The organism is Agrobacterium sp. DSM 25558, assembly GCF_900100825.1.
GTDB lineage: Bacteria > Pseudomonadota > Alphaproteobacteria > Rhizobiales > Rhizobiaceae > Agrobacterium.
Window position 1 is genome coordinate 41,831 of the sequence record NZ_FMUD01000017.1, and the last position, 22,048, is coordinate 63,878.

The 22,048-nt window shown below is 55.9% G+C and carries 14 protein-coding genes and 11 pseudogenes; 4 read left to right on the top strand and 21 right to left on the bottom strand.

The features are described 5' to 3' along the window. Window positions 1–148: 148 nt before the first annotated feature. Window positions 149–1,081 (bottom strand): LysR family transcriptional regulator, encoded by a 933-nt coding sequence (locus DSM25558_RS15400; protein ID WP_083716482.1) that lies wholly within the window; start codon window positions 1,079–1,081, stop codon window positions 149–151. Between the two features lie 365 nt (window positions 1,082–1,446). On the opposite strand from DSM25558_RS15400, the pseudogene DSM25558_RS15405 reads away from it, so the two are divergent. Then, window positions 1,447–1,764, top strand: a pseudogene (locus DSM25558_RS15405) (IS3 family transposase); the annotation flags it as partial. Here the strand turns inward: DSM25558_RS15405 and DSM25558_RS15410 are convergent. From DSM25558_RS15410 to DSM25558_RS29390, 3 genes and pseudogenes are all read right to left on the bottom strand, one after another. Next, window positions 1,761–2,132 (bottom strand): annotated as a pseudogene (locus tag DSM25558_RS15410) (transposase); the annotation flags it as partial. The pseudogenes DSM25558_RS15405 and DSM25558_RS15410 overlap by 4 nt on opposite strands. A 194-nt stretch (window positions 2,133–2,326) precedes the next feature. Then, on the bottom strand, window positions 2,327–3,001 hold the full coding sequence (locus DSM25558_RS29385; protein WP_244554214.1) for an ATP-binding cassette domain-containing protein: 675 nt from the start codon (window positions 2,999–3,001) through the stop codon (window positions 2,327–2,329). After that, window positions 2,910–3,653 carry an ATP-binding cassette domain-containing protein gene (locus tag DSM25558_RS29390; RefSeq protein ID WP_077105612.1) on the bottom strand — a complete coding sequence of 248 codons (744 nt, stop codon included), beginning with the start codon at window positions 3,651–3,653 and terminating at the stop codon, window positions 2,910–2,912. The genes DSM25558_RS29385 and DSM25558_RS29390 overlap by 92 nt, the downstream gene beginning before the upstream one ends. A gap of 118 nt (window positions 3,654–3,771) precedes the next feature. On the opposite strand from DSM25558_RS29390, the gene DSM25558_RS15425 reads away from it, so the two are divergent. Both DSM25558_RS15425 and DSM25558_RS29395 read left to right on the top strand, forming a co-directional pair. Further along, window positions 3,772–4,764, top strand: a complete 993-nt coding sequence (locus DSM25558_RS15425) for a CobW family GTP-binding protein (protein ID WP_077105613.1) — start codon at window positions 3,772–3,774, stop codon at window positions 4,762–4,764. Window positions 4,765–4,862: 98 nt separating this feature from the next. Next, window positions 4,863–5,380: pseudogene (locus tag DSM25558_RS29395) on the top strand (hypothetical protein); the annotation flags it as partial. Between the two features lie 382 nt (window positions 5,381–5,762). Here DSM25558_RS29395 and DSM25558_RS29400 read toward each other — a convergent pair. From DSM25558_RS29400 to DSM25558_RS28380, 14 genes and pseudogenes are all read right to left on the bottom strand, one after another. Continuing rightward, entirely contained in the window at window positions 5,763–5,933 is a 171-nt protein-coding gene (locus DSM25558_RS29400; RefSeq protein WP_244554215.1) for a hypothetical protein, read from the bottom strand. 38 nt (window positions 5,934–5,971) lie between these two features. After that, a complete protein-coding gene (locus tag DSM25558_RS29405; protein WP_244554216.1) occupies window positions 5,972–6,214 on the bottom strand; it encodes a hypothetical protein in 243 nt (80 codons plus the stop codon). Continuing rightward, window positions 6,215–6,349: a hypothetical protein gene (locus tag DSM25558_RS29660; RefSeq protein WP_256387069.1), complete on the bottom strand. Its 135-nt coding sequence runs from the start codon at window positions 6,347–6,349 to the stop codon at window positions 6,215–6,217. 38 nt (window positions 6,350–6,387) lie between these two features. Beyond that, window positions 6,388–6,846, bottom strand: coding sequence for an ABC transporter substrate-binding protein (locus DSM25558_RS27785; protein ID WP_083716483.1), 459 nt, complete (start codon window positions 6,844–6,846; stop codon window positions 6,388–6,390). 940 nt (window positions 6,847–7,786) lie between these two features. Continuing rightward, the gene (locus tag DSM25558_RS15460; protein ID WP_077105619.1) at window positions 7,787–9,643 is read right to left on the bottom strand and encodes a sensor domain-containing phosphodiesterase; all 1,857 of its coding nucleotides are present in this window, start codon (window positions 9,641–9,643) and stop codon (window positions 7,787–7,789) included. 164 nt (window positions 9,644–9,807) lie between these two features. Further along, window positions 9,808–10,594, bottom strand: a pseudogene (locus tag DSM25558_RS15465) (GTP-binding protein). A gap of 313 nt (window positions 10,595–10,907) precedes the next feature. Then, window positions 10,908–11,787, bottom strand: a pseudogene (locus tag DSM25558_RS15470) (IS110 family transposase). Window positions 11,788–11,976: 189 nt separating this feature from the next. Next, window positions 11,977–12,248: pseudogene (locus tag DSM25558_RS28370) on the bottom strand (hypothetical protein); the annotation flags it as partial. Continuing rightward, a pseudogene (locus DSM25558_RS15480) lies at window positions 12,247–12,746 on the bottom strand (ParB/RepB/Spo0J family partition protein); the annotation flags it as partial. The pseudogenes DSM25558_RS15480 and DSM25558_RS28370, both read right to left, overlap by 2 nt. Before the next feature lie 649 nt (window positions 12,747–13,395). Then, a complete protein-coding gene (locus DSM25558_RS15485; RefSeq protein ID WP_077105677.1) occupies window positions 13,396–13,704 on the bottom strand; it encodes an integration host factor subunit beta in 309 nt (102 codons plus the stop codon). A 91-nt stretch (window positions 13,705–13,795) separates the two neighbouring features. Next, window positions 13,796–14,659 (bottom strand): annotated as a pseudogene (locus DSM25558_RS15490) (lactate dehydrogenase); the annotation flags it as partial. A gap of 301 nt (window positions 14,660–14,960) precedes the next feature. Beyond that, window positions 14,961–15,323, bottom strand: coding sequence for a hypothetical protein (locus DSM25558_RS15495; protein ID WP_143240119.1), 363 nt, complete (start codon window positions 15,321–15,323; stop codon window positions 14,961–14,963). A gap of 329 nt (window positions 15,324–15,652) precedes the next feature. Next, on the bottom strand, window positions 15,653–16,780 hold the full coding sequence (locus tag DSM25558_RS15505; protein WP_083716485.1) for a CobW family GTP-binding protein: 1,128 nt from the start codon (window positions 16,778–16,780) through the stop codon (window positions 15,653–15,655). Between the two features lie 80 nt (window positions 16,781–16,860). Further along, window positions 16,861–17,004, bottom strand: a pseudogene (locus DSM25558_RS28380) (metal ABC transporter substrate-binding protein); the annotation flags it as partial. A gap of 504 nt (window positions 17,005–17,508) precedes the next feature. On the opposite strand from DSM25558_RS28380, the pseudogene DSM25558_RS15515 reads away from it, so the two are divergent. After that, window positions 17,509–17,704, top strand: a pseudogene (locus DSM25558_RS15515) (transposase); the annotation flags it as partial. A 180-nt stretch (window positions 17,705–17,884) separates the two neighbouring features. Here the strand turns inward: DSM25558_RS15515 and DSM25558_RS15520 are convergent. The 3 genes and pseudogenes from DSM25558_RS15520 to DSM25558_RS15535 form a co-directional block, all read right to left on the bottom strand. Continuing rightward, complete coding sequence (locus DSM25558_RS15520; protein ID WP_077105623.1) at window positions 17,885–18,244, bottom strand: hypothetical protein; 360 nt, start codon at window positions 18,242–18,244, stop codon at window positions 17,885–17,887. Between the two features lie 648 nt (window positions 18,245–18,892). Continuing rightward, window positions 18,893–20,857: a methyl-accepting chemotaxis protein gene (locus tag DSM25558_RS15530; RefSeq protein WP_077105625.1), complete on the bottom strand. Its 1,965-nt coding sequence runs from the start codon at window positions 20,855–20,857 to the stop codon at window positions 18,893–18,895. A 227-nt stretch (window positions 20,858–21,084) separates the two neighbouring features. Next, a pseudogene (locus DSM25558_RS15535) lies at window positions 21,085–21,888 on the bottom strand (hypothetical protein). Between the last annotated feature and the right edge of the window lie 160 nt (window positions 21,889–22,048).

Consider the following 22,048-nt stretch of genomic DNA (forward strand, 5'->3'; position numbering starts at 1 on the left):
TTGTTTCTCTTCTGTCGCCTGAGGCTAGAAAGAGGTTGCTATTGGGGCAGCTTGGAGTGCCATCAGAAGAACCTTAAGTCGCAACTTTCGCTCCATTCGCGAAAGGCGAAGATTCGATACCAATTCGCTATCAAAGGAGGGACACATATCAGTCCGATGTCGTGCCGGATCCATTGTTGCCATGATGCGAGAACAAGCTAGCGATGCGCCGTGCGACATCGCCCATCTTTCGTGTCGCAGTTTTTTCGGGATTGCGACTGAGCATGACGAGCGATGCGGACGGTTCACCGGATCGGATTGACTTCATTACGATAAGATCGGACAATACACCTTCCATGGAAGCGGGAACGAAGGTGATTCCTGCTCCCCCTGCGACGAGCATGAGCGCCGCCATCTTCTGCGGGGCTTGGTGAGCAATCTTCGCGGAAATGCCAGCAGCTTCGCAGGCCGTAAGTATCGCATCGTGAAGGACTGGCGCGTGGCTACGCTCTATGATGACGAAAGATTCCTGCGCAAGGTCATCCATCGCCACGTCAGGAGCTGTGGACAAACGATGGTTTCGCGGAACGGCTAGAAGCATTGGCTCATCAAGAAGACGCCGGACGATAAAACGATCGTGCGTATTCACTCTGAACCGCACGAAAGCAAGATCTACCTCCCCCTCCGCCACAGCTTCGCAGAGCCGGGCCGTTTCGTCCTGATGCAGTCGAATGTCGATAAGTGGTGCCTCCTGCCGGTAAGCCCTCAAGGTGGATGCCACTAGCGAATTAGCCGCCGTCGCACTGGTGACTCCGATGCGAAGAACTCCCTGATGCACACCGGAAGACTTTCGAACACGCTCTATCAATCCTGACGCCATCGCGACAATCGGGGTTGCCTCAGCTTTCAAGAGTCGCCCAACCTCAGTCAACTCCACGCTACGTGGCAAGCGCACGAAGACACGTTCCCCGAGCTGCTTTTCCAACTCCATGATCTGATGGCTGAGAGGTGGCTGCGTCATTCCAAGACGGTCAGCAGCTTCGCGAAAACCACCCGCTTCGGCAACCGCCAGGAAGTAGCATAATCTCCTTATTTCAATCATAGGATATCACCATAAAAAACACATCGTCCTCGGCTATTATCTTATTTATAAACTTTTCATCAAGTTACGGTTTGTACATAAATTTAGACAAAAAACGTGAGACATTACTCATAATTTCTTCTCAGTTATACTCGGGGACATATCGTGGTCGAGTGGATATGCCATTCGGCTTAGCCCTCACAGATCCGGTCGGGGATTTCCCGCGCCCCGGCTCTTCCCGAGAGTATCCCGCGTCATCTCCATCCCTTTCGGCCGAGCTAGCATCTGAACGCTTGCGCGCCGCGGCATTGCTGCTGGAAACCTGACGGGACCGTCAGGCTGTTGGGGGGATGCGGACGAAAACTTGGACCACCAGGAGGTAGTTCATGTATTCCTACGCAGACAGACTTCGAGCCGTTGAGCTTTACATCAGGCTTGGCAAGCGACTAAACGGGACCATTCGCCAGTTGGGTTATCCCACAAAGAATGCGCTGAGGGGCTGGTACCGCGAATACGTACAACATATCGACCTGCGTATTCAGCCGGTATCTCAAGCGCCGAAGTATTCCGAGTGTCAGAAGCAGGCGGCACTTGAGCATTACCGCACCCATGATCGTTGCATCTCTGTGACGATGAGGGTGCTTGGCTACCCTGGTCGAGGAACTCTCACCGCATGGGTCCGGGAGGCCTTTCCGGAGACGCGAGCATTTGCTCTCTTGCCCAGCATCAAGGCGTATTGCGGCGCGACTCCAACCGAATGATCATCCTTCTTCGGCAGGCCGGTGTCATCAATTTCCAGAAACGCATCGGATGCGCCAACGATCCTGTCCGCCTGCAGCGCGAGCTCGGCCTCAAGAGGAACAGCATCCCGAAGGCCGTCGGAAATGAAATGGTGGAGGCGGTCATACTGGCCTGGAGCGAACCGTTCCGCCATCGGCCCAATACCTTTGCGGTTTCCGGGGCCGATAAATCCCGAAACATAAAGTGGACACATCTGTCGTCATTTCTTGTGTCCAAGCTTTTCCAGAAACGGCCGCAAAAGGGCTGAAATCTCCGTATCCCAATCCACCATATCGCGCCCCGAAAATGAAAGCGCAAATCATCTCAAACCTGGCTTGCCCGAATCTGCCAAAGTAGTGCTAGTCGGTATTGCTGTAGACTGGCAGCCGCCTTTCAGGCAAAATGGAGCGCCCAACGACGGTGTGTCGATTTGAGCGGATGCGAACTGACGACCCATACGCCCGACTCTGCGCGCTTCGGACTACCTCAAGCGGCTTGTTCATGAGTGCCTCCTAACTCGATGAGCCGCGTCGAAACCCGTTCTGCAAGATCCCGATCGTGGGTCACCAACAGAACCGCTAGCCTGGTCTCCTCAACGATCTCTTGGAGGAACGTGATGACGTCCTTTTGGCTGACGGGATCAAGGCGAGACGTCGCTTCATCGGCAAAGAGGAAGGCGGGGTCGAGCAGAAGCGCGCGCAGGAGGGCAAAGCCCTGTAGCTCCCCGGCGGAAACCTGTCCCGGAAGACGATCGAGCAAGACATCCTGCAAACGCAGGCGTCTAGACAGGTCTTCGATTTCCCTCCAGTCCTTGCCATGCAAACGCGCCAGATCCTTCAATCCCTTGCGGATAGTCTGACGCTGTGCGAAGGCCGCCGATGGATCCTGGTAGAGCTTCTGGAAACGGAGTGGCGACAGCTTCTCGTCTCTGACGACCGCACCTGCATCGGGCCTGGTCAGGCCCAGCAGAACATTGCCGATCGTCGTCTTGCCGCAGCCGCTTGGACCGACGACGGAGCCGATCTCGCCTGCGGCAACTTGAATATCGAACCCGGAAAACAGCACCTTGTCACCATAACGCTTTTCCAGGCCCTGCGCTGAGACAACGGTTGCCGGACGCCGACCGCGTGCGCCGCTCCCATTGCGAAGGTTCAGCAGCAAGAAGTGCCTTGGTGTAGACATGCTCCGGTGCTGCGAGCAGCGCTTCGGCAGTCCCGTACTCGACCAGCTTGCCATCAAGCATGACCCCGATCGTGCCACCGAGCGACCTCGCAACCGCGACATCATGGGTGATGGTCAGGAGCAAGCGCCCCGCCCCGACTTCGTGCCTCAGCCGTGCCGTCAAAGAGTCCCGCAGCGCCGTGTCGAGACCTTTTGTCGGCTCGTCGGCGATCAACAATTCAGTATCGGCCGCATGGGTCATCGCGATTGCCGCCCGCTGACCCATGCCGCCCGAGATCTGAAACGGATAGAGAGCCGCGGCCGAGGAAAGGGAGACCTCAGCGAGATTTTGGCTGGTGGCAGCCAGGCTATCTCGTTCTGTCTTACCCTTGACGTAGCGGTGAACCTCGGAGACCTGCGCGCCCACGCGCATCGTCGGGTCCAGCGCCAGCCATGGCTCCTGCGGCAGGAGCCCGATGCTTCGGCCCCAGCGTTGGTGCCTCCCCTTGAGCAGCGTCGATTTGCCCGATCCATTTGCTCCCGCGATTGCGGTCAAGGAACCACGCTGAACGTCCCCGCTCAGATGATGGACGGCCGCATGGCCTTGATAGCCTAGCGTAAAGTTTTTGAACTCAAGACAAATATCGTTCATCGCGTCCTCGGGGATTGACAGCGACTGCTTAGGTAATGTTATTACGTTCGTCAATTGAAAATGTAACGGTATAACATACGAACTTCTTGAATGGCGTACCTTACTAGGGAGAGAACCCATGACACAGCAAAAGCCTGAGCCAATCCCGGTGACCGTTCTGACAGGCTATCTGGGTGCCGGTAAAACCACACTTCTCAACCGGATCCTGACCGAGCCGCACGGCAAGAAGTTCGCCGTGATCGTCAACGAGTTCGGCGAGGTCGGGATCGACAACGATCTGATTGTCGAGTCCGATGAAGACGTCTTCGAGATGAACAATGGCTGCATCTGCTGCACGGTGCGAGGTGATCTTATCCGCATCATCGAAGGATTGATGCGACGCCCCGGCCGCTTCGACGGCATTCTTATTGAGACGACCGGATTGGCGGATCCGGCACCGGTGGCTCAGACCTTCTTCGTCGATAAAGACGTGAGGTCGAAAACGCGGCTGGATTCGATCATCACAGTGGTGGACGCCAAACATCTTTTGGAAGAAGTCGACAGAGCCCATGAGGCGCAGGAACAGCTAGCCTTTGCCGATACAATTATCCTCAACAAGACCGATCTTGTCAGTGATGACGAAATCTTTGCTGTGGATCAACGCATCCGGCGGATTAATCCCACCGCCAGCATCATCAGGTCGCAGCGCTGCGACGTTGACATATTAAGCCTTCTGGACCGCAAGGCATTCGATCTCGACCACATTCTGGAGATCGAGCCAGACTTCCTGGACGAGACCCATGAGCACGAGCACGACGAACACGTGACGAGCTTTTCGCTTGTCGAGCGCCAGCCGATGGATCCGGGCATGTTTCTAAACTGGTTGCAGTCGACGGTCCAGGCATTCGGCATGGATATGCTGCGGATGAAGGGAATCATTTCCTTCGCCGGCGACGCCGATCGCTTTGTCGTCCAAGCCGTCCACATGCTGTTGGAAGGTGAACATCAGCGGCCGTGGAAAGACAGCGAGGAGCGCGTGACACGCTTGGTCTTCATCGGCCGCGATCTCCCGAAAGATATCATCACCGACGGCTTTGCCAAATGCCGTGCGGTTCGACAGGCCGCCGAATAGCCGCGCGCGCCAAACGCGAAAAAAGTTTAACACGAGGAAGGAACCCGAGGTGACTGTCTCTCACCAGAAACCGTTTGCTGGCTGCTGTAGCCGCAAGCGTGGTCTTTGCTGCATCCGGCGCTTTTGCCGATAAAGATCATGCGACCTAGGAGGCTTGGCGTCTGTTTGTTGTGAACCATACGAACCGGGTCGTGCGCGTCATAGACTTCGAAAACGGTAAGGAACTCGGGCGTTACAACGTTAAGGGATACGCATCGCTCACCGCAAGTGCATCAGGTCAGACGGTGTTTGCCGGCCAGACAGAAGCCGATGTCATTCACGTCATCAGGACTGGCATCAATTTTTCCGACATGGAGAGCACCGCGACCTGGAGATTTCCGAACCGGCCCTTTTCCCGGTGACATTCGAAGGCAAGCGTTCCGGCCACGTCGTGCCGCATGATGGTCATCTCGTGCTGTTCTACGATCGGACCGACACGGAGGAAATCGTTGATGAAGCCGACATTCTTGATGGAAAAGTCGAGAAGCGGATTGTCGATACGATCAAGCCTCATCGCGGCGTGGCGGTGACAATGGGGCGGTTCGGGCTTGTTTCCGTGCCGAACAAGGAAGTCCAAGGATGATTGCCCGCAGCAGAACCTCAATCCAAAAATCTTGTCTCAGTGCATTCAGCAGGAAAGGTGCCACGCCAAGCACGATGAGGATGCTAATTGCCGCCACGAGGTCGCGATCCACAACGCCGCCTCTGACGCCTTGCCGCGTGGTCGAGAGCTGTGCTGGCGCTAAAATTTCTCAAGGTGTCTGCGTCATCGCGTCACCTGTTCGCCAGCGGGAAAAGGCCCGTGGGCCGGAAGATCAACACAAGGGTCATGGTAAGATAGATCAGGATGGAGGTAAGCGACGGCCCGGCCGATGATGCTACATCGGGCGAGAAGACAGCGCCAAGTAGAGACGGCAGATAGGCACGTCCGAGCGTATCGATCAGGCCAGCGCCGAATGCTACATAAAGGCACAGAAGATCGAGCCGATACCACAGATAATGATGACCACCATTGACAGGATGACGATCTGGTTTTCTATGCCAATAGAGGTGCCGGTAATCGGCGCTACCATGAAGCCGGCGATAGCGGCAAGGACCGCACTAATGGAAAAGACGAGCGCGAAGACCACGCGCGTCTCGATGCCGAGCGCCCGGGGCTATTTCCTCGTTAGAGGCCGAAGCCCGCACCATGATGCCGACCCGCGGTCGGGCAATCACCTGCCAGAGCCCGACCGCCACCAGAGCAGCGACGACGACGATGAAAAGCCTGTAGGATGGCAGCGTAATTCCGCGCAATCAGCCATTCGGCAACAAAGCCGAGGAATGGCGTCCCGGGAAGGGCTACCAGCATGCCCAGTATGAACAAGCCAGCAGCGATGGAAACCGTGGCGCATATATACGCCCCGATCATCTAGAAAACGCCATGTGCCAGGTTGATGAAGTCCATTATGCCGAAGACCAACGACAGGCCGGCAGCCAGCAAGAACAGGATCAGCCCGAACTGGACCCCATTCAAGATTTGATTGGCAAACAGGATGATATCCATTGTCTCCTCCTGAGGCAGCGCCCTTCCGGACGCGCTCTTCAGTCCGGGTTGCGGTAGTCGTCCACGTATGGGTCTGCCAAGCCATGCATTTGCGGGCCGTCCGATCGCAGGCTCCATGCACAGCTAACCTCTGCCGCGCCTTCCAGGCTACGATATCGATCAATTGGGAAACGGTTGCGGCCAAGCTTGTATCGGCCTCGCACAGAGTCGTAATCGGCCTTGGCAAGGGCTGCCCGGACGGCATCCGTCGCGGCAATGTCGCCGCCGGCCTGCTCCACCGCCGCTTTCAGGTAGGGAATGGCATCATCCGCCGCTGCGACATAATTGGACGGGACTTGACCATATTTCGCGTGGAAATCGGCAATAAAACGTTTGTTGGCAGGAGTATCGATGTCAGGTGACCAGCAATCCGCCGAGCCTGTTCCGAGAACAGCGGCGATCTTGGCTGTGAATCGGCAGGGGTCTCTATGCCGATACGCACGATAACGCCTTGTTATTTTTTACGTTGACGGGGTCATTTCTGTATGCCTAATCACAGACAGCGCTACAGAAGAGATATCAGACTGTTCGCGTCAGTCACTTGGGTCTTCACAGTTGCACTTAATCTGAGATTCTCGGCCGATAGAATCTCAAATTAAGTGCTAAACGGGAAAACAACTGTGGCAATCTCACGGTTAACTGCCAAACGACAAAAAGGCACGAACCGGGTTTCGGCCAGCATGCTTATGGAAATTGCTTGCGCGCTACATGTGGACGTACGAAGCTTTTTCGACGGCATCGACACTCAGAACAGCGGGCAGTTACGCCATCACACCAGCAGCGTGCCAGCAGAGTTGCCTGTCACGCGTGAAAACGTCTCGCTCAATCAGGCTTTTGCCCGGATAGCTGACCCCCGGCTTCGGCGGAAAATCGTTGACCTCGTCCGGGCTGTTGCCGGCTCGAATACTACAAACGACGAAGAACACCTAAGAGACCCCGCCGAGTAGCCGCCGCAAGCGTTTCATCAGGAAAACAGCCGGGTGGGCGATGGCCCCGCCAGTTGCGTCGTTTGTCGAACAGCCTCTGAAAACATGTCCGGCATGAAGCGTCAAGGGCGGACCTGCCAAAGGACCAGTTTATCTCGTAATTTCACCCATCCCGCGATGCCGCGCCGACAAACCGAGAAAGGTGCTGAAGGCAAAGATAGAGAATCCAATAGCCAGCCACAGCGCAGCGCGTGGCCCACAGGAGGTCATGATGGCAGCGAAGATCGGCGGCGCCACCGCGAAAGAAAGATTTAAATACTTGTTCTTTACAGGACGCTTTGTTTGACAAAGCGATCGGAGGGAATATTGCTTGTGGCCAACCGCACTTAGGATAATTTCTAAGAGCCTGACTGCATGCTGTACGCTTCGCAAACCGTTGTTCGTCAAACCAGTCTATGGCCGTTTGGAGGTTTTAGGACGTCACAATCTCGGGAAACGACCAGCTCGTTAGAAACTCTGGTATGGCACTGGAATCCATTGGGCGGGAAAAGAGATAACCTTGCCCCACATCGCAGTTCCATTCCTTGAGCATTTTTAGTTGCTGGATTGATTCCACACCCTCTGCCACCACTCCCATGCCAAAGCTCTGCGCAAGCTCAATGCAGGTATTAACAATGACGGCGGCTTTACGATGTTCACACATATCAGTCACAAATGATTTATCGATTTTCAACCACCCCACCGGAAAGCTTCTCAAATGCATCAAGGAGGCGTATCCTGTGCCAAAGTCATCCAACGCAATCGCGATGCCATCCTCGCTCAGCGAACGCAAAGCGTTTCCGATATCGCCAGATCCGTCTCCAAGAAATACTGTTTCTGTGACTTCTAATTGAAGAACATCAGGTGAAAGCCCGTGCTCTTGAAGGCATCGATGAATGTGTTTCGCTAAGTCGCCGCTAGTGAACTCCGCAGATGAGATGTTAATTGCAATGGCTCCGAATGGTACACCCAACTTTGTCCATGCCGCCATGTCCGCCAGTACAAGCTGACGCATACGATGTCCGATCTCAACCGACAGTATCGGATCAGCGAAGGCGTCCCAAATCGATTGAGGCGTCTGTATGCCCAGTATCGGGTGGCGCCATCGAAGTAAGGCCTCAAAACCAATGATCACGCCGGACCTAAGGCATACTTTGGGTTGATAGTAAGGCACGATCGAGTTGGTCTCAAGCGCTTGACGTGCGCGGTCGAGAACTTCGATTTTAGCTTCGAGTTGCTCCCTAAATGCCCGTTTGTATAGTATAGTTCTGTTCCGACCCTCAGCCTTTGCGGCGTGCAGAGCCAAGTCAGCACTCCTGAGAATTTCCGTTGGCGAGCTGGCGTGATCAGGAAACACGGTAAGCCCGATACTGGCGGAGCACTTAAAAACAGCGCCATTAGCCGTAACAGGTTGACATAAATTGTAATTCATACTCTCCGCAAGAAGGGTCAGTCGCGTCAAATCACTAGCATCGTGGATCAGTATCGCGAATTCATCGCCACCTAGCCTAGCCAACATGTCAGGCGCATCAATAAGTGATGAAAGGCGTTCGGTAACGGCAACGAGAAAAGAATCGCCAACATTATAGCCGTGGATATCGTTAACCCGCTTGAAGTCATCAATATCAATTATCATGAGGCCGCTACGTCCCCCATTGGCTTTCACCGCATTGACAGCCGCTTCGAGCGTAGTCGTAAACAGCACGCGGTTTGGAAGGCGCGTCAGAGAGTCATGAGTCGTGGTCCACAGTAATTCCTCCTCCAGATGAGCAAGGTACTGAGAATACTTGCTTAATTTTAACCTCTTCCTATTCAAACGTACCTGGTTCACAATGAGAGTGGCAAGTTGAGCGAGGCGGTCACAATCTTGAGGTGAGAAGGATCGAGGCTCGTAAGCAATAACGCATAAGGCGCCAAGTTTTAGTCCAGGATCAATGTCAAGAGGCGCACCAGCATAAAAACGAATGTCAACGCCAGCAGATCCTATAGCGTTAAAAGTAAACCGATTATCTCGAAGCGCATCTGGAACAACCAAGACACCATCTGCAAGGATCGTGTAGTTGCAAATCTCCGTCAGAGGAGTCAGCTCAACATCTGGATTTAACCCACTCTGCGCCATTAGCCGCTGATTCTCAGCATCCGAAAATATGACGGCGGCAACTGGTACGGAGAACATTTTGCACGCCAGCTTGCAGATTTGATCCATGGCCGGATAATGTCCGGATGCTAAGGTCTCAAGTTCATGCAAAACGTGCGGGCACTCTTGTTCAAGGTCGTTTAGTTGCGGCATGTTCGTCAATTTTCCAATTGTAATGATTGTAACTAAATTTCCTCATAGCGAGCCTCCGAGTGCTGGAAAGAATGGTCTCGCTAAGAGAAGGATCCGGAAGCCAGCAAAAGCCCCGGATCAAGTTTGAGAAGTTATTCCTCCGCGATGCGCAACGCGCGATATTTCTAGAAGCTGGCACGGATCACGTCCTTTGGAAGATTTCTCCCGATGAATACGAGGCGAGTAACGCGCTCCTCACCCTCTTTCCACGGCCGTTGGCTACCGCCCTTGAGGAGCATGTGGACGGCTTGAATGACAAATCGATCATTGTCTCCGGCAAAGGAGATGATGCCTTTCATCCGCAACATATCGAGCCCAAATGCCTGCACTGTCGACTGCATCCAGTGGATGAACTTTTCAGGATCCATCGGCTCGCGCTCCACCAGCGAGAAGCTGGTGATATGGTCGTCATGTTCGTGATCGTGTTCCTCATCGAAGAAGTCCGGCTCAACCTCCAGAACCCGGTCAAGATCAAAGGCGCGGCGATCAAGCAGGCTTGCAATATCGACATCGCACCGCTCCGATTTGACGATGCTCGCCACCGGATTGATCCGGCGGATACGCTCTTCGACTGCCGCGAGCTCCACCTCGTTGACGAGATCGATCTTGTTGAGGATGATTGTGTCAGCGAAAGCAATCTGCTCCTGAGCCTCATGGGCTCGATCTATCTCGCCCAACAGGTGTCTGGCGTCGACAACGGTCGTGATCGAATCGAGCCGGGTCTTCGATCTGACGTCCTCGTCGGACTCGACGATGAGATCGTTGTCGATCCCTACTTCGCCGAATTCATTCACGAACCGCATACTTTCGGCCGTGTGGCTCCGTCAAAATGCGGTTTAGAAGCGTTGTTTTTCCCGCCCAGAGATAGCCGGTAAGCACGGTAACGGGAATCTGATCTGTTTTAAGGGTCATAATATACTGCCTTCATGCCAAGTGTAATGTTATTGCATAACAAATAAGCAGGCGCTAGCCGTCCTGATAAGGAATCTAGCAGTTGATTTCCAATAAGAGCTGATGGAGTTGTCTAATCGCACGTGGGGTGTCAAGCGTTCTGATGTTGAAACGGCACTGCCGGATGCATGGTTGTCTTCGCGGTCGACATGTGTCGCCGCATGATGGAGCTTCGCGGAACGAGCCTTCAATGTGGACGACGCATTCGGCTGAGACAGCGATGCAACCCCATCAACGGAATGGCTCGGCTCACGTCCCGGCACGCTATTCGGATTTACGCTGCGGCTCCCGCATGCGGATCAAAGAACTCTCCTGTCTTCAGCATAGTGTGCATGATCACAGCAAGTTTCCTTGCCACCGCCACGGCAGCTCTTTTGAAGCCTATGCGTTCACGGAGTTGAAGCCCCCATGTTCGTAAATAGCTCTCTTTTGAGCTGCGCGTGAGAATGACCGACGCTGCTTCGTAGAGAAGCCTGCGCAAATGACGATCTCCGCGTCTGGAGATATGGCCATCAAGAGACGGCAGGCCTGGCTGGCACGCGCGTCTGCAAGCAGTCGGCGACCGAGTTCTGCGGCCCGGGTGCGAAGGCCCGTCCAGGCATCGAGCAGCGGTAGCAGGATATGAGCGAGCCCATCATGGCCGGAAAGAAGATTTCGAACGTTCTTCTCGAATACACTTCCTTTGCCTGCTGGGACCACCAGGCCGAACGTTTTCATGATTCCGCGGATCTGATTGGAAAGTTCGGTTGCCATATGGACCAACCGGGTGCGTGCCGCGACAAGCGTGCGCGCTAACATGCTGTCGAACCCCTTTACACGGACCTCGCGAAAGAAGCCCACTTCCGCCAGATGAGCTAGCCCATCAGCGTCATTCGCGTCCGTTTTGTTCGTTGCCATGTCGAGAGCCGCTTTAGCGTGTCGCACATCAATGCAGATGACAAGCAGGCCCTCGGCTCGAAGCGCATGATAGAACCACACCGAGAGCGCCCTGTTTCAAACACCACGCGGTTCACCATCGGTGCCCTTTTACGGATCAACTCGGCAATGACGTGAGGATCTGATGCGCATTTTCCGCGCCAGACACGCACCCCATCCCGGCGGATCGCAATTGCCGTCTCTTTCATAGATACATCGAGGCCGATATACTCTTCCATGGCTGTTCTCCTTTGATGCTGGGCCCGGCGTCCAGTCGAGAGCCCGTACTTCATCTTATCGGGGAACAGCCACCTTCCAAATCATGTCCGAATCCGAAGGGGTATGGCTCCCGCGATTACCCCATGTGGATGACCCTCCCGACGGCATCGCAATGTGCCAGAGTGATGTTCGTCGGAAGGTCATTCAGTCTAATGGTTGGAGAGCTTCCGTGAGCATCCACTCGCCCGCCGGACCCGTCGCAAGCGATATGCTCCTCCCATCTTCCGTTCGGTGTTGTTGTAGTAACCCGACGCCTGCGTGACCGACTTGTGCACGGACCGCTGCATGGCTTCCGGCAGGGGGACCCCGCGGTTGGCTGCCTCGGTCAGATACCCGAGCGAAGTCCGTGCGCCGAAAACTGCGCCGGATCGAGTCCGACCTGCTTGATGCGCGTTTTCAGGATGCGGTTTACTGGCTGTGGCTGGAAGAACATTGGCCAGAAGTCGAAGCTTGCGGATCTGACGGACGGGAAGAGCGAGAGCGACCGCTATTGCTTCTTCGGTCCAACCGAGAGCAACGAGACGTTCGACGCCACGCCACTGATCGACGGGGTTGAGCGCCTCGCGAACCGAGTTTTCGACCATTGAGCGCATGGCGCCGTTGTCGTTGGCGGCATCCACGACAAGTATTTCGATTTCTTCCAGGCCGGCGGCGATGGCAAGGCGCACGCGGCGATGACCGGCATCGATGATATAGCCATTTCCGCCATCGGGTTCCGGTGCGACGACGGGAGGCTGGACGATGCCGACGGCCTTGATCATGGCCAGCATCAGCGCGTCGGCCTGCGGCGACGACTTCGACTGGCGCATACGGTCGGGATTTTCCTTCAGCGCGCGCGGGTCAACCTTCACGATCTGCGTGGGAGCTGTCCTTTCGAGAGGTTACGGACCGGCACCTTGCCGACCCTTCCTGTCTTCATTTTTTCGAAGACAACTCCCGGACCGCCGAGCGGCCGGACTGCCGCAACTGCGGCCGAGCATCCCTGCTGCGCGGGACGAGCGGGGCTCGCAGCCCTGCGAAGGCCAAGCAGCCGGGATCGCGCTGGCGGCGGTTGAGCGACAGCGTCGGTGGGAGGACCGGTCTGCGACCGGTTCATCCTCCCTGCTTTTCTTTTTTCAATTTTCACGTCTCAATTCGAGCCGACGCTTGAAGACGATCAATGTGATTGAGGTCTCGTCTGCAAATCAGTTTCGGTCAAGGTGCAGGACCACGTTTGCGGTCGCCTCCGACGCAAAAGGCGCTCGACCCGTGAGGGGAGCGCCTTCTTTTGGATCCCAGGACAACATCAGACACCGCTGCGATTGCAGTGATATAATCGCTCTTCAAGCTGCCGAGCGGAGGGGTCTGCGCAAAAGCTCATGGTTACAAACCTCTCAAAATGGTCGGATGAGGCGAACGAAGAAAAGAAATGGGCCTGCGGAAACCGTGGCCCGTGAAGTGTGGAGGTAATACCTCCAAAGGGGAACAGCTGGTGCGGCGGGAACTGGGAGGAAACCGCCAAATGCATCAACTGAAGGCAGCGTGACGACATTCTAAGCATATGAAAAGTCATTTATTGTGGAGCGCAGCTATGCGTTCGCCGCCGCATCGGGCTTCCCGTCATCATTGATGCGCTCCTTGATCTCCTTGCCAGCGTGGAAGAACGACACCCATTTCTCCTCGACGAAGACCGCCGTGCCGTTCTTGGGGTTTCGTCCTGACCGGGACGGTCGGTGTCGTACGACAAAAGTCCCGAAACCTCGAAGTTCAACCCGTTCTCCGCGTTCCACGGCGCTTGCTATGTCGTCAAGGATAGTATCGACGATCCGCCCCGCGTCCTGGTGATAGAGGTGCGGATTGCGTGCGGCGAGAATATCAATGAGTTCGGATCTGACCATGAAGCTTTTGTAACGCATTCGTTGGGTTTTGGAAGATCTTCCCCTGTCCTCGATCGAACAGATCATGGTCGAAGCTAGCGCAAGCCGGGGTTTAGGCGGCGATATCTTCCGCGTCGGAGCTGTCGCGAGCGGAACTGGCGAGTGCTTCTTCGACCTCGCGCACTTGGCGACGCTAGTCCGCCAGTTCCTCAGCGAATGCGAACGTCCCGCCTTCGCGGGAGCGATAGGATGCGAGCGGCCGGTGGGCGTCTTCCAGGCGATGGCGATAACGTTGTTGCTCGGCCTCGAAGTCGCCCAGTGCATGTTCAAGGCGCGAGATAGCGCCAAGCGGCGTGACCGTGACATCGAGGTCGATTTCGTAGTCGGCGCCGGTGCGCTGGAGTATGGTCTGGAAACGATAGCCGTCACCTTTGCCAAACCTCTCGCTATCATAAATGAGGTCGAATCCGGCAATCGTCCCAAGGACGGCTTCTCCCTCTGTCTGCAGCTGCAGCAGCGTGAGGATTTCCTTCATCAATGCTCGGCCTGCCACCTTGCGATCGTCGTAGGCCTTGCCTGTCACGGTCATTGCGAAGGCATCACTTGTCGTCAGAACACGTCGCTCAATATCCTGAGCGATCTCGGCGATGCGGCGGGATGAGACCTCAATGTCGCGTTCGGCGTCACGGATCTGGTGCCGCACAGCATACTGGTCGTCCTCGTGGGCGGCGCGCAGCCGCTCGAGACGCGCTATATCGGCCTCCAGTCCCGCCTTTTGCATCAGCCGCTCGTCGCCGGACGCGATCGCCTTGGCCATGGCGAATTGATTGGCCTGCCCTTCGCCCCTGTCTTCCAGCCTGCCGATGGAGGTGTCGCCCGACAATGCCGCGGCGATGAACCGGGCCTTGCGCTCGTTGTTCTGCCACATGCTGGCGTCGAGCGAGCCTTGCTTGGCCGGCCCCTCGCGCTGCTCGATGGCCTTGATACGGGCATCAAGGACGGCCTGATAGTTCCTGAAGTGACCTATAAATCCATGTCCGAGACTGTCCCGAAATGAACACGCAAACAGCGGTTCCGTGAGATAGAAATCGAGCTCTAATTAAGCGCGCTTACGTGCGCCGTGAGGGGCTGCGTACGGTTTGCTCCCAGTTTCTGGATAAACGGCAGAAATCAAGGTATCGAGAGTGACGGGTGAGAGTACCGGACCCAAGCCTTCAGGTGAAGAGCAGCGAGAGTTTCAAAGTCCGACCATTTTGCTCAATCTTGGAACTGCAGCGTCATTTTGGCTGAGACGACAGTGGTGCGGTTACAGTCGCACGTCTCCGATCAAGATCTTTCTTTGTATGCACAAAGGTCGTGAAACAGTTCTGAGAGCCACGATCTGGCATTCGCAGGCTCGAGGCGCGGGCTTCCTTTGCCAGATCTTCCGCGGCAGCCATCGCAACATCCGTCGGCAAACCGGTTGCCCGCAAAGCATTTTCGACTGCGATATAGGCTTCGTGATAACGGGCGATTCCCAGGACATGCCGGCAGTCATACGCGACCTTCAGATTGGCGAAGGAGGCCTTGGTCAGCGCCGTTACGCTTCGGTCGAATTGTTCGCTCGAAGCAGCCGTCGTGAGCAAGACCAAAATTGCCACGAGGCATCCGGCTCTCGTATATTTAATCATTGCAACTTTGCGGAACATCTACTCACCTTCCATATGTAAAGCAAACGCTGCAGCGAGATCCTCGCATGTGATGTCCCGCATCGCTTGATGAACTGACACCTGATCTGTGTCCCGGCCGCGCATTACCAGAACAACGGTTTCCTTTGGCGGGCACCCCGGCACGTGACAGACGAGTTCATTGACGCACACGACGGCCTCTACCGGTAGGTCCAGGAGCTCTCTTGTCCACTGTTTGATAGCGCGGGCAGTGTTCACGGCCCCAATTGCGTTTCTTGCCAGCGGATTGATGAAGGCCGCGCTCATGCTCCACCCCACCTGGCTCTCGCTGTGCGCGGTGCCAGGACCTTGAAGAGATCCCGGATCGGTTTAGCCGGCATGCCCTGACCTATGAGGACCACGCGGCTGTAGCGATCTTCGTTAGGCCAGCGGTCCAGACGTTGAAGCGGATAGAGCCGGTGTTGCACCGCATGGGCGACCATCGGACGGGTGGGGTCATCGGTGAGGGCGAACAGCCCCTTGAGGCGCAGGAGGCCAGAGCCGACATTGCTCGTCACGATATTCAGAAAGGTCTCGACAGCCTGCGGCGAAAGGGGGACATGGTGGCTCAGACTGATCGCCTCGATCTCATCCCCATGCCGGTTGAGATCATGGGCGTGATCGCCATGAGTCCCGAGCCTCTCCATGGCCAACCAGCCGGGCACGTCTTCGACCTTGCTACTGGCCGAGTAAGCGCCGTTTCCAAAAAGTCCAGACAGATGGAAATCCTGCCGATGGCGATCATGGTAGATTGCCGCAGGATTGAGAGTCCTCAGCTCATCTGGCCAGTCGTGATCCCCATCTGCGATATCGGTCTTGGTCAGAACCACATGATCGGCGAAGGCAAGCTGTTTCCAGCCTTCCATGAAGCTGTTGAGGGTTGTGCGGCCCTCCAGCACGTCGAAGGTTGTCACGACGCCGGCAAGATGAAAGTGCCGAGCCACAACATGGTCTCTCAGCCCCATGGCAGGCGCGCCGCCGGGAATGATGCTGTTGATGATCGGGGCGGGGTCGGCAAGGCCCGTCGTCTCGATCACCACGCGTGAGACGGGCGGGATGTCGCCGCGAAGCCGCGCCTCGTGAAGCTCCGAAAGTGAGCTTCTGATATCGCTTGTTGCCGTGCAGCAGATGCAGCCGGTCGTCGTGCGGAAGTAGGTTTCGGAGCCCTTGCGGACGAGATCGTGATCAATCGGGACGGTTCCGAACTCGTTGACGATAACGCCTGTCCCTTGCATGGCCGGTTCGTTCAGGATGTCGTTTAGCAGCGTTGTCTTGCCCGAGCCAAGAAAGCCGGTCAGGAGCGTGACCGGCACAGAGTCGTAGAGCCGTCTCACCTCATCCTCCGTGGTATTGGGCGGGTTGCGCCACCGTTTGAACAGGCCACCTATCATGCTTCGGGCACTCCGTAGTTTTGAGTATCAGGCGAGAGACCTGCCCGGAATGAACAGGGCAAGTCCTGCATTCAGCTTTCGCGGTCGCATCCAAAAATGTTGGCGAAGTCGGCGATGATGGAGAAACTGGCAACGACCTTCAGCTCTGCCGAAGACGCGCTTGAGGCGAAGCCGCCAAGCGTTAACGGGCTGACAAAAGTGGCAAAGCGTATGGTGTTGGACATGGAAGACTCCTTCAATTGATCAGGCTGTTTCGTAGCAAAAATGCGAATTGCGATGATGCGCACTTCACTCCGAGCAGATTGAAAAAGCGTCGAATTCGGCATCCTTCAACGGATGCGCCTGGCTGTCTGGCACCGAGGCTGCGAGCCGCATTGCCGTTGTTCTTCACTGAGGATAAAGCCCTGAAGCCATGTGTTAGGTGGGGAGATTTCAGACCGTCGTCACTCATTGCCTCCCCGGGGATTGACAACAACTTAATACGTAATGTTATTACGTTCGTCAACGAGTAAACTGACGGGGCAACATGTCCTACCAGCCTGCCACCGCCATGTGGGGTGCACCTAGCGCCTCCATTGAACGCGGAAGCGAAATTGAGGTGACATGCTTTGTTTGGTGTGATCCTCTACCTTCGAATCAGGAGGTATGAATGTCACGAGCGTTAAGCGACGATCTTCGCATTCGAGTTCTGGCTGCGTCTTCAGACGGGATGTCTGCGCGTTCGGCTGCTGCTTTATCTCCCGCCCTACAGCCCCGATTTTAACCCAATCGAGATGGCCTTTTCCAAACTGAAAGCGCTTCTGCAGGCTAAAGCCGAGCGCTCAGTTGAGCGCGTTGTGGGATACCGTCGGTAAAATCGTTCCGCTCATCAAACCACAGGAAGGTGCGAACTACTTCGCGGCTGCAGGTTATGACACGGATTAAAACGGACGCGCTAGCCCATTGTGGCTGCTCTCTACCTCTCTAAGCGATTTCACAATTTCGCAGTGCGCGCGTACCTCGAACCGATTGTTGAGCCGCGGCATTCCACCGTTGAACGACTGCACTGCTTGGGTGCGATTCCCGGCCAAGACATAAACGACCAAACGAGCACTTGCAGTAAATTTAAGAAACATTATCGCAGATGAGATGGACCGGTCGATGTAAGATGATTTCCCATTCTCGCCATAAGGGTTGAGGCAAGGCAGCGTTAGCCGCGCCTGTGTCACGGCGCTCTAATCGCAAATTTTTCTCATACTCAGCGCACCTCGACGCAGCCAACATCGCAACAATAGCAACGGCAATGCCGACATTGTAACCAGCCAGCACGATCAGCAACGACAGAAGATGCACACCGGGTGCTGACATGGCAAAGGCCGCTGCAAAGACGAAAGTAATCAATATTCCGATGGCAACGACAGCGGCTATTGAGCGAAGAGCAAGCGCACTGAGACTTAGTGTGAGACCAAGAAGAAATACCATCATGCCGCTTTTCCATTGGGTATGATGAATGGCCCTCTCATTCTCGCGACCAGTACCTTTATTCTGTATCTAAACATCTTACGATCCAAGCAAAAACCTATTACATTTTTGAACTCGATGAGCACAAAGCTCGACTTCCCCTTCCCAAAACACCGCTTCACTCGCCTTACCAGGAGCAGAATCATATATTTTATGGCAGATACGATCAAGATAGATCTTGCCGTGACGTCTGCTGGCCATCGGTGAGCAGACGTCACGTGCACTCTGTGTAGGAAATCCAGCATACCAACCCGAGGAACGCGTGTGTTACCACAAGTGGGCGTTAAGCGATTATAAACTTTCCGGCACAGCGTGCTTATACGCCGCCGCGCTGACTTCGACTCTTTGGCCTTCCCCAAGCGCGATGAATCTGAATCTCTGGTGCAAACGGGAGGTTTACAATGCGATCAGGGATTTCTTTACGTGACGATTTTGATGGAGATCATCTCCGGCGGCTGGCGCGGCAGAACTGGGTCATGCGCTTTACGAGCGCGCTCCCGAAGGCCCGATCAATGGCAAGGCTCCCGGCCAGGAATCGCGGTTGAACGATCAGCGACCTGCGACTCTAGCGCAGGCCGTGTCCGCTGGCGTCTGTGCGATCTGGCTCTTTCGTCAGAACTCCTCCCAGCTTTCGCTGACGGCAGCACTGCCGGAAAAAGCCATGGCGGGCTGACCCGCACGCTTGCGCGTCGGCGCAGACACCGAACGAGGCGCAGATGTCGCAATGGACATAGCGCTGGCCGTCTGCCGGAGTGCTTCGACATGTGATCGGGTGTTCGACCCCTGCCCACTGAGGACGAACTGGCCGATCAGATCGCGAAGCTTGCTGCTTTCTCCGGCGAGCGTCGCACCGGCCGCACTCGTCTCTTCCACCATGGCGGCGTTCTGCTGGGTGACCTGGTCCATCTGGTTGACGGCGGTGTTGACTTCCCCAAGACCGACCGACTGTTCGCGGGCCGATGTCGCTATCGAATCCATGTGCTGGTTGACGGTGACGATATAGCCCTCGATGGTCTTCAGCGCCTCGCCGGTCTCGCTGACCAACTTCACCCCATTCTGAACCTCGATCGAGGAGTTTCGAATCAAATCTTTGATCTCCTTGGCAGCCTTGGCAGAGCGCTGGGCGAGTTCACGCACCTCCTGCGCCACGACCGCAAAGCCCTTGCCTGCATCACCGGCACGCGCTGCCTCAACGCCGGCATTGAGCGCCAGCAGGTTGGTTTGGAAGGCAATCTCATCGATGACGCCGATGATGTTGGAAACTTCTTTGGACGATGCCTCGATCTTGCCCATTGCCTCGACGGCTTTCGCGACCACCTTGCCGGATTCGCTGGCGCTCGCATTTGCCTGAACCGCGACGGTTCGAGCCTCATCAGCCCGCTTAGAGGAATTTGAGACATTGGCGGTGATCTGATCGAGCGCTGCAGCGGTTTCCTCAAGCGAAGCTGCCTGCTGCTCGGTCCGTTTGGAGAGGTCGTCCGCGCCGCGGCTGATTTCCTGGGAGCCGCTATCGATCATACCTGTCGCCTCTGTGACTGCCCGCAGCGTCTGGCCCAACTGCGCCACCGCGCCGTTGAGATCGTGACGCAGCGCTTCGAAATCCGCGGAAAACGGTTCGGTGAGCGTGAACGATAGATCTCCGGCGGCCAGGCGCTGGAGACCTGCGGCGAGACCCGATGTCGCCTCGTTGAGCCGGGCTTGCGCGGCGGCTTCCGCCTCTGCAGTCAGGCGCACACGGTCGCTTTCCGCCTTGGTTCGGATGGCCTCTGCTTCGGTTTGCAACTGCTTGTTAGTGATCGCTGCCTGCCGGAACACTTCGACGGCCTTGCTCATCTCGCCGATTTCATCTTTGCGGTCATGTCCCGGAGGGACGAGATCGGTACGGCCATCCGCAAGAGTACGCATGGCACCATTCATGCCGCGCAAAGGACGGACGAGACCGAAATTCAGAACAACCAATGCCAAAGCAGATACCCAGAGCATGGCCCCACCGCCAGCCAAGTTGCTGAAGCGTGCCGACGCGGCTGCCGCTTCGGCTGCTGCGCTGCGAGCACCGAGCAGTTCGAATTCGACGTTGATCATCTCCTGGACGATTGCTCGAATTCCGTCCATCGATGCTTTGCCTGCTCCGCTGACCGCAATCGCTAGCGCTTGATCGCGTGTCGTCGGGTTCGCCATGTAGGCCAGTTCAGGATCTGCAACTTTTTGGCGCCATGTCGCCACGAGCGCTTCCAGCGCATCAAGGCGTTTCTGCTGGGCGGGGTTATCCGAGGTTAGCTGCCGGACTTCACCTAGGTTCTTCTGATAGTCCACCAAGCCCGCCTTTTGTGGTGCGAGAAACTTGTCATCAGCAGAAAGAATATAGCCTCGCAGCCCGGTTTCTTGGTTGACCATGGACATGGCGATGCCGTTCAACGTGCCGATGACCTTATAGGTATGATCGGTCATTTTTGCTGTTTCTTCGAGCTTCGACACAGACTGGTAGCTTAGGATACTGACGCCTAGGCTAATGCCGATCAAAAGAAAGAACGTTAGGGCAATTTTCGTGAGAATACGCAAATTATTGAATGATGACATGATCGTTCGCCTAAATAGAAATGATGGGTAAGACATTTTTGGGAAGGTCACGAGCGCTCGAGCGGAGACAGGATCGTCAAGTCCGTGCTGAGAACCAATTCCGCTGTCATGGCGGAAAATCGCTGGATTGTACTTTGAATGTTTATGGCGGCGGCGCGCCGAAAGATATTTCGTGTGAATTGTTACTATTATTGATTTCAAAATGTTTAACCAAATGTGCCACGAGCCTATAAAACGGTCCCGGCGGGGACGATGGTTGCCCATCGCGCCCCAGCCAGATCGCGATATCGGATCACAGCCATCATTGCGAAGGCGAGCATGACGAGCGAGACATGGCGATGCCAGCCATGCCACGAGCGGGTCTCGTTATGATCGAGGCCGAGTTCGTTCTTGGCTGTCTCGAAGCTATCTTCGATTGCCCAACGGTGACCTTCGACGGATACGAGCGTCTGAATGCCTGTTCCGGCCGCGCACCAAGTCGTGAAGAATGCGAGATCACTATTACGGATATTGCGCCGGATCAACAAGCCACGCGTCCAAAGCCCGGTTTGCGTATCACTGTATTCGTCGGCATCGAGATCAGCCAGTTCGCAGTAGGCCCAGTCATGAAGCCGCGCGCCTTTTGTGCCATCGCCGGCGGAAAGGCGCTGCCATGCAGCCGGATCGAGATCACGGGCAATCTCCAGAGCGGTTCCTGCGACGAAAGGCTTACCTGACCAAGCGCCAAAATGATGGTCCGATTTAACCCCGAGAACGTGACCTTTGCAGGCTCGGCGCAGCGCTCCTTCGACGACCCAAGATGGCTTGCTGTCGCCACGGACCAGGATCGCCAGCCGCCTCAGCGCGCATCCAAGCTGCTTACGGCGCTCATCACCTAACAAGCCGCCCAGGAAAAGGTTCGCCGAAGCCGCAACGCGCTCCTGCGTAAACAATCCGCGCATACGCGCCTCAACGTCCCGCAGCGACGATGCCCAAAGTTCCAACGTTGTCTCAATCGATGCAGCACCCATCATCCATGACCTCCGAATCATGGAGACCTATAGATTCACAACCGGTAAGTATACGCAACTGTAATGCTACATGACAAGCGAGCCTTGTACGGGTTTCTAACCGCCTACTCAGACACTATTTTGAAGATTGGCATGGGAGGTGTAAGAAAGTCGCGATGCTAGGGTGAAGTCCTCCTGTTAA

Excerpts from the sequence above, each read along its gene's own strand:
- DSM25558_RS15400 (WP_083716482.1), bottom strand. The coding sequence starts at position 1,081 with ATGATTGAAATAAGGAGATTATGCTACTTCCTGGCGGTTGCCGAAGCG.
- DSM25558_RS29390 (WP_077105612.1), bottom strand. The coding sequence starts at position 3,653 with ATGAACGATATTTGTCTTGAGTTCAAAAACTTTACGCTAGGCTATCAA.
- DSM25558_RS15425 (WP_077105613.1), top strand. The coding sequence starts at position 3,772 with ATGACACAGCAAAAGCCTGAGCCAATCCCGGTGACCGTTCTGACAGGC.
- DSM25558_RS29405 (WP_244554216.1), bottom strand. The coding sequence starts at position 6,214 with ATGATCGGGGCGTATATATGCGCCACGGTTTCCATCGCTGCTGGCTTG.
- DSM25558_RS29660 (WP_256387069.1), bottom strand. The coding sequence starts at position 6,349 with ATGGATATCATCCTGTTTGCCAATCAAATCTTGAATGGGGTCCAGTTC.
- DSM25558_RS15460 (WP_077105619.1), bottom strand. The coding sequence starts at position 9,643 with ATGCCGCAACTAAACGACCTTGAACAAGAGTGCCCGCACGTTTTGCAT.
- DSM25558_RS15485 (WP_077105677.1), bottom strand. The coding sequence starts at position 13,704 with ATGGTCAGATCCGAACTCATTGATATTCTCGCCGCACGCAATCCGCAC.
- DSM25558_RS15505 (WP_083716485.1), bottom strand. The coding sequence starts at position 16,780 with ATGATAGGTGGCCTGTTCAAACGGTGGCGCAACCCGCCCAATACCACG.
- DSM25558_RS15520 (WP_077105623.1), bottom strand. The coding sequence starts at position 18,244 with ATGATGGTATTTCTTCTTGGTCTCACACTAAGTCTCAGTGCGCTTGCT.
- DSM25558_RS15530 (WP_077105625.1), bottom strand. The coding sequence starts at position 20,857 with ATGTCATCATTCAATAATTTGCGTATTCTCACGAAAATTGCCCTAACG.